Raw genomic sequence first — 6258 nt, 5'->3', positions numbered from 1 at the left:
CTCCGCGCGCCGCCTCCACGCCAAATGCAAAGATCTATACCCAAGCCCCGTTCGGCACGCTTGACTTAAAAGCCCTCATATGAGGGTGGGCAAAGGCGCGCTCTTGCGCGCCGTGCCCACCATGTCACGTCCCCGCCAATCCTCATGGTGGGCACGCTCCGCTTTGCCCACCCTACGGCTTCTGCCCCCGGGGGCACGCCACCCCGACATTGACTCCCCCTCCCAGGTTGGCGAAAAGCGCGGCCGTGACGACAGCTCCTGACATCACCATGCCCCCCGGCGGCGCCGCGCGCCGGCCCCTCGTCATCGCCGTGCTGGTTATTGCCGCGATGACGGTGCTGCGCATCGTCTACGCCTCGGCGATCGAGCTGCGCACCGACGAGGCCTATTACTGGACCTGGTCGAAAGAGACCGCGCTGAGCTTCCTCGATCATCCCCCCATGATCGCCTGGTTCATCCGCTTTGGCACCGCGATCTTCGGCGACACCGTGCTCGGCGTGCGCTTCGGTGGCATCGTTGCGATGCTGGTGACGCAGCTGCTGCTCGCCGACATCGTCCGCCGCCTCACGCACGATGCCCGCGCGGTGATGTTCGCGGTGCTGATGCCGGAGGCCGCGCTCTATTACGGCCTGCTGATGGCCAAGGTCGCGCCCGACGTCGCCATGATCCCGTTTGCGATGGCGATGATGTGGTCGCTGGTGCGGCTTGCGCAGAGCGGCGACGGACGCTGGTGGCTCGCGGCCGGTCTGTTCGCGGGGCTGTCGATGCTGTCGAAATTCACCGCGATCATGTTCGCGCCCGCGGTCGCCGCGTTTCTGCTGGTGCCCGACTGGCGCGGCCGCTGGTTGCGCAGCCCCTATCCTTGGCTCGCCGTGCTGGTCGCGGTCGCCATGTTCTCGCCGGTGCTGATCTGGAACGCGCAGCACGACTGGGCTTCGTTCCGTTTCCAGGGCGTGCGCGCCACGGCCAATTACGGCATCTCGCTGCGCACCATCGGCGATTACATCGGTCTGCAATTCGGCCTCGTCGGCTTCGTCATGCTGCCGGTGGTGCTGACAGGGCTGGTGCTGACGGCATGGCGCGGCACTCGCACGCGCGAGCCGGTCGCGATCCTGCTGTCCACCGCGGTGCTGGTGCCGTTCCTTTATTTCTTCTTCAAGTCGCTGACGCTCAGGGTCGGCGACACCTGGCCGATGTTCATGTGGCCGGTCGGCTTCGCTGCTGCAGCCGTCAACCTCGTGATGCTGTCGCGTGAAAACTGGCCGGCGCGGCTGATCCGGTCGAGCCTGTTCTGGCTCAACACGGCTGTTATCTCGGGCATCGCCTTCGTCGTCATCGTGTTCCTCTATTACGTCGCCGCGCCCTGGAATTTTCTCGGCAAGATCGATCCTGTAGGCGCCGAGGCCGGCTACGAGCAGGTCGCCGCGCGTGCGCAGGTGGCGCTGGATGAGACCGGCGCGACCTGGATCGCGACCACGGACTATCGCACCTACGCCATGATGCGCTGGCTGTTCCGGGGCCGCGTGCCCGTCATCGAGATCAGCGAACGCGGCCGCTTCCAGGAATTTGCCGATCCTGGCCTAGATCGGATCAAGGGGCACGCGGGAATCTATGTCGGGCGAGAACCGGACAATCGCGCACCGGTGTGGGATTCGATCCCCGCCAAGCGCGAGGAGCTCGGTCAAGTCGAGCGCCGCTGGCGCGGGATTCTGACCGATACCTATGTGATTGAAAAGCTCACCGGCTGGACGCCAGAACTCTCGCCGCCGAAGGATTCGCCGCTGTTTCAGTGGAAGGTGCTGGCGGGGGAATTCGAGAAGCGGGAGCTCGTGTAGCGCGGCAAGTTCCTCTTCCTTCTCCCCTTGTGGGAGAAGGTGGCGCGAAGCGCCGGATGAGGGGTCTCTATCCACACGGCAAAAGCCGCGTTCGCGGAGACAAACCCCTCACCCGGCTCGCCGCTATGCGGCGAGCCACCCTCTCCCACAAGGGGCGAGGGTGCAGCGAGTGCGCGGCACGAAGAATTACTCCTCCTCGTCCTTCTTCCGCAGCAAATCCGTAGCAAGATCCGACAGCTTTGGCGGCGGCAGCGCGGCAAACGGCATCGGGCGCGTGACATCGATCGCAGCCAAACCCAGCCGCGCAGTCAACAGCCCGTTGAGTATCCCCTCACCGAGCCGCTGCGACAGCTTCGCTGCGATGCCCTGCCCCAGCATCTGCTGCACCAGGCTGTCGCTCGCGGCCATGCCGCCGGTGATGGCGAGATGGGCGATGACGTGGCGGAGCAGGCGGATCATGCCGAGTGCGCCGGGGCGGCCGCCATAGAGAAAAGCGAGCTGGCGGATCAGGCGCAGCGACGCCACGAACACGAACATCACGTCGATCAGCGCGCGCGGCGACACCGCGGTCACGATCGAGACTTTTTGCGCAGCTGACGACACCAGCCGCCGCGCCTCCGCATCCAGCGGCGACATCAATTCGCGTTCGGCGAGGCGGATCATGTCGGCGCCGTCGATGATCTCGCCGGTGTGGCTTTCCAGCGTGGCGCGGGCGCGCGCGAGCTGCGGGTTCTGGTGCGCGATCTTCAGGAGGTCCTGCACGATGACACGGCTCTCCTTGCGGTCGTCGCTGGCAAGGACGGCGGCCGCGCGCGCGTGCAGCTTTTCGATGGTCGCAAGACGCGCCAGCCCAATCGCCTCACGCCCGATCACCACCGCGAGTGCCAGCGCGGTGACGAAGGCGAAGGCAACGCCAACGAAGCCGAGGCTTTCGCTGCGCGCGAACAGATCCTCGATCAGACGGACGACGCCGAGTCCGGTGCCGAGCAGCGTCAGCCCGGCGAGCCCGGACCAGAACAGCGCGCCCCAGGGAAAGCCGCGCCGTGCCGGAAGCGCGACTTCGATCGGCACCGGCAGAGCCATAGGATCGGGCTCCGGCGTGATCTGAATGGTGGTGCGGCCGAGCCGGGCCGTCTCGTCGGCCTCGGTGACGACGACGCCGGGATCGTCGAGCCGGAACGTCGCCGGCCGCCGTGGCTTCGATCGGTCGTTCATGACAGTCTGTCTCCGATCAGGAATTGCAAGGCACGGTCGAGGCGGATGTGCGGCAGCGTCGGCTCGTTCGTGCCTTCGCGCTCGAGCTTTGGCGGACGGAAGCGCAGGAAGCGGAAATCGCTCTTCTCCGCGGCCTCAGTCGACAACCCGCGGAACGCATCAGTGCCGTTGAACAGCGGCTCGGGATCGAGCGGCAGGTCGCCCGGAAAGGTCGCCACCTCCGTGTTGCCATCGAAGAATTCGCCGCCGGCGCTTTCGCCAGCCGCCGGTGTTCCCAGGATCGACGGCAATTTGTCGCGGCCATGCGCGACCTGAGCCTCGCGCGTGGCGCGGACGGCGGCGAGCGCGACGACGTCGATCTGTGCGCCGGTATCTTCCGCGCGCGCAACAGCGCGGGTCACGGCACGGCGCAGCACGGCCTCGAGCCGGTCGTGGCTGGAATGATGCAGATGGTCCGCCTTGGTCGCCGCGAACAGGATGCGGTCGATGCGCGGCCGAAACAGGCTGGAGAGGATCGTGCTGCGGCCGATCCTGAAGCAATCGAGAATGCCGGCAAGCGCGGCTTCGAGATCGTGCAGCGCCTCGGGGCCGGAGTTGAACGCGGCGAGCGCATCGGCCAGCACGATCTGGCGATCGAGCCGGGAAAAATGATCCCTGAAGAACGGCCGCACCACGACCTCCTTGTAGGCCTCATAGCGGCGCACCATCATCGCCCACAGTGATCCCTCCGGCGCCTGCCCATCGACCGGTACGTCGAGCGGCGCAAAGGTCAATGCAGGCGTATCGGCGAGATTGCCGGGCATCAGGAAGCGGCCGGGCGGCAGCAGGCTCATCGCAAAGCGCTCGTCGCGGCAGGCTTGCAGATAGCCCCTGAAAAGCTTCGCGGCTGTCAGCGTCGCCTGCTCGTCCTCGCGCGACTCGGGCTTGAGCGTTGCGAGACGGGCGTGCCAGTCCGCGGCAAGATGCGCGCGCGGCGCCTCGCGCGACAGCGCCAGGCTCTCGGCGGACCATTGTTCAAAACTCTTCTGCAGCAGCGGCAGGTCGAGCAGCCACTCGCCGGGATAGTCGACGATGTCGAGTGTCAGGGTGCGGTCGGCGCCGTTCGGGCGCTGGTAGTCGATGACGAGGCGCAGCTCGCTGATGTCGACCGTCGAGCTCGGCCAGCGCCGCTCCTCGATCAGCGCGCGCAGATGGTTCTCATAGGCAAAGCGCGGCACGGCATCGTCGGGCTGCGGCGCCAGATTTGCCCGCGCGATCCGGCCCGAAGAATAGGCCTCGAACACCGGAAAGCGGCCGCCGCGCGTGAGGCCATGGATCAGCGCGGTGATGAATACGGTCTTACCGGCCCGCGACAGGCCGGTGACCCCAAGCCGCACCGTCGGGTTGAAGAAATGCTCGCCATAGTCGATCAGCGCCCGGGCTGACAGGCGCGCTTCTTCGACCATATCCTGGAAAGTGAATGCCATATGAACGCGGGGATCTCGGGGCGGGCGGAATAGTGAAGCCGTTCACAAAAGTGGCAATTGCGCTGGGAAAATCAAGCTTCATACTTCCACCGCCTTTGTCGGCAAATCAGCCGATTGAACGACGCGCCGGTTCCGAAACACCCATAGAAGAGGCCATTGCCTCAACCTTTGCGGATTGCCATGACCGTCTTCCAACTGAAACAGCTCGCATCCACTTCCGTTCATGCCGCGGCCGACGCGGTCGGCTGGCACTACGATCGCGCCGAACTGATCGCCGACGGAATCATCCACGCCATCGGTGTGCTGTCCGGCATCATTGCCGCGACCGTCCTGATGGTTCTGGCGGTGGTCTATGCCGACACGATCGATATCGTCGGCGTCTCGATCTATGTCGCCGGCCTGCTCTCGATGCTGGTGCTGTCGGCGACCTATAATCTCTGGCCGGTCTCGCCGATCAAATGGGCGCTGCGGCGGTTCGACCATTCCGCGATCTATCTGCTGATCGCGGCTACCTACACGCCGTTTATCCTGGAGCTGAAGGACAGCGTGTTCGCGCTGGCGCTGCTGGTCTGTGTCTGGTGCGTGGCGATATCAGGTATCGTGCTGAAGCTTCGTTATCCCGGCCGGTTCGACCGCGTCGCGGTCGCCATCTACCTCGCGATGGGCTGGAGCGGCGTGATGCTCTATGACGCCGTGGTCAAGGCGCTGCCTGCGCTGGTGCTCGACTTCATCCTTGCGGGCGGCCTGCTCTATAGCTTTGGCGTGATCTTCCACGCCTGGCGGCGGCTGCGCTTCCAGAATGCGATCTGGCATGCCTTTGTCTTGGCGGGGGCGGCGTGCCATTATACCGCGGTGCTCGACCTCGTATTGAGTTGAGCAGGAACCGCGGCACGGAATAAGCGACGCGGTATAAAAGCGGTTCAAGACAAGAGGAGACGTCGCATGCAGGTGACCGGCAAGGTCGTGGTCGTCACGGGCGGCGCTAACGGCATCGGCAAGGCGCTGTGCGAGGCTTTTCACAGGGCGGGTGCCGCAAAGGTCGTCGTCGCGGATATGGACGCCGCCAATGCGAGGGCGGTCGCAGCCACCGTCGATGGCGCGGCATTCAAATGCGACGTCGCACAGGAAAAGGACATCTCCCACGTCATCGAGGAGACCGAGCGGCTGTTCGGCCCGATCGCATTGTTCTGCTCCAATGCCGGTATCGGCGGCGGCTTCGACCCGATGTCGGTGAACGCCGGCGGTAATTCGGACGAGCCGTGGCAACGGAGCTGGGCGATCCATGTCATGGCCCATGTCTACGCGGCGCGGCATCTCATCCCCCGGATGAAGACGCGCGGCGGCGGCTATTTCCTCAATACCATCTCGGCCGCGGGCCTGCTGTCGCAGGTCGGCAGCCCCGCCTATTCCACCACCAAGCATGCCGCGGTGGGCTTTGCCGAAAATCTCGCGATCTCGCACAAGGCGCACAACATCCGTGTCTCGGTCCTCTGCCCGCAGGGCGTCGACACCAACATGCTGCGGTCGATCCCGAAGGGCCCGCAATCCGGCGACGGCGATCTCACGCCGGAGCAGGTCGCGAAGGACGTGCTCGCCGGCCTCGATCAGGAGACGTTTTTGATCCTGCCGCATCCGCAAGTGCTCGGCTACATGCGCAAGAAGACCGAGAATTACGATCGCTGGATCGGCGGCATGGCGAAGATCCAGGCGAAGATGCGGGAGGAGTTCGGGAAGTAGCCGCC

5 protein-coding genes are annotated in these 6258 nt (G+C 65.3%); 3 read left to right on the top strand and 2 right to left on the bottom strand.

Going from position 1 to position 6258, the window contains the following annotated elements; genetic code table 11:
• Positions 1–269 precede the first annotated feature (269 nt).
• Positions 270–1835, top strand: coding sequence for a glycosyltransferase family 39 protein (locus tag BMW89_RS36220; protein WP_092035124.1), 1566 nt, complete (start codon positions 270–272; stop codon positions 1833–1835).
• Positions 1836–2021: 186 nt separating this feature from the next.
• Here the strand turns inward: BMW89_RS36220 and BMW89_RS36215 are convergent, their stop codons facing one another.
• Both BMW89_RS36215 and BMW89_RS36210 read right to left on the bottom strand, forming a co-directional pair.
• A complete protein-coding gene (locus BMW89_RS36215; protein WP_092035122.1) occupies positions 2022–3050 on the bottom strand; it encodes a YcjF family protein in 1029 nt (342 codons plus the stop codon).
• A complete protein-coding gene (locus BMW89_RS36210; RefSeq protein WP_092035121.1) occupies positions 3047–4516 on the bottom strand; it encodes a YcjX family GTP-binding protein in 1470 nt (489 codons plus the stop codon). Before BMW89_RS36210 ends, BMW89_RS36215 begins: the two co-directional genes overlap by 4 nt.
• 180 nt (positions 4517–4696) lie before the next feature.
• On the opposite strand from BMW89_RS36210, the gene trhA reads away from it, so the two are divergent.
• Both trhA and BMW89_RS36200 read left to right on the top strand, forming a co-directional pair.
• The gene (gene trhA, locus BMW89_RS36205) at positions 4697–5392 is read left to right on the top strand and encodes a PAQR family membrane homeostasis protein TrhA (protein ID WP_092035120.1); all 696 of its coding nucleotides are present in this window, start codon (positions 4697–4699) and stop codon (positions 5390–5392) included.
• Positions 5393–5458: 66 nt separating this feature from the next.
• A complete protein-coding gene (locus BMW89_RS36200; RefSeq protein ID WP_092035119.1) occupies positions 5459–6253 on the top strand; it encodes an SDR family oxidoreductase in 795 nt (264 codons plus the stop codon).
• Positions 6254–6258 lie beyond the last annotated feature (5 nt).

Source organism: Bradyrhizobium sp. OK095 (assembly GCF_900109945.1).
Classification (GTDB): Bacteria; Pseudomonadota; Alphaproteobacteria; order Rhizobiales; family Xanthobacteraceae; genus Bradyrhizobium.
This window is presented reverse-complemented; position numbering and strand designations above follow the sequence as displayed.